At 32.0% G+C, this 1,102-nt stretch carries 1 protein-coding gene; it reads left to right on the plus strand.

What is annotated here, in order from left to right; all coding sequences use genetic code 11:
* The coding region (gene cas9, locus CGS49_RS13650) for a type II CRISPR RNA-guided endonuclease Cas9 (protein ID WP_143405890.1) at positions 1-1,102 on the plus strand (1,102 nt) is incomplete at both ends.

The following is a 1,102-nucleotide window of genomic DNA, read 5'->3' on the forward strand; positions in this document are numbered from 1 at the left end:
CTTTGCCAGGTAGTCCTGCGATTAAAAAAGGTATTTTACAAAGCATAAAAATTGTAGATGAATTGGTCAAAGTAATGGGAGGAAGAAAACCCGAGTCAATTGTTGTTGAGATGGCTCGTGAAAATCAATATACCAATCAAGGTAAGTCTAATTCCCAACAACGCTTGAAACGTTTAGAAAAATCTCTCAAAGAGTTAGGTAGTAAGATACTTAAGGAAAATATTCCTGCAAAACTTTCTAAAATAGACAATAACGCACTTCAAAATGATCGACTTTACTTATACTATCTTCAAAATGGAAAAGATATGTATACCGGAGATGATTTAGATATTGATAGATTAAGTAATTATGATATTGATCATATTATTCCTCAAGCTTTTTTGAAAGATAATTCTATTGACAATAAAGTACTTGTTTCATCTGCTAGTAACCGTGGTAAATCAGATGATGTTCCAAGTTTAGAGGTTGTCAAAAAAAGAAAGACATTTTGGTATCAATTATTGAAATCAAAATTAATTTCTCAACGAAAATTTGATAATCTGACAAAAGCTGAACGGGGAGGATTGTCACCTGAGGACAAAGCTGGTTTTATTCAACGCCAGTTGGTTGAAACACGTCAAATAACAAAACATGTAGCTCGTTTACTTGATGAGAAATTTAATAATAAAAAAGATGAAAATAATAGAGCGGTACGAACAGTAAAAATTATTACCTTGAAATCTACCTTAGTTTCTCAATTTCGTAAGAATTTTGAACTTTATAAAGTTCGTGAAATCAATGATTTTCATCATGCTCATGATGCTTACTTGAATGCCGTTGTAGCAAGTGCTTTACTTAAGAAATACCCTAAACTAGAGCCAGAATTTGTGTACGGTGATTATCCAAAATACAATAGTTTTAGAGAAAGAAAGTCCGCTACAGAAAAGGTATATTTCTATTCAAATATCATGAATATCTTTAAAAAATCTATTTCTTTAGCTGATGGTAGAGTTATTGAAAGACCACTTATTGAGGTAAATGAGGAGACCGGCGAATCCGTTTGGAATAAAGAATCTGATTTAGCAACTGTAAGGAGAGTACTCTCTTATCCGCAAGTAAATGT

Source organism: Faecalibacterium langellae, assembly GCF_002549775.1.
GTDB classification, from domain to species: Bacteria; Bacillota; Clostridia; order Oscillospirales; family Ruminococcaceae; genus Faecalibacterium; species Faecalibacterium langellae.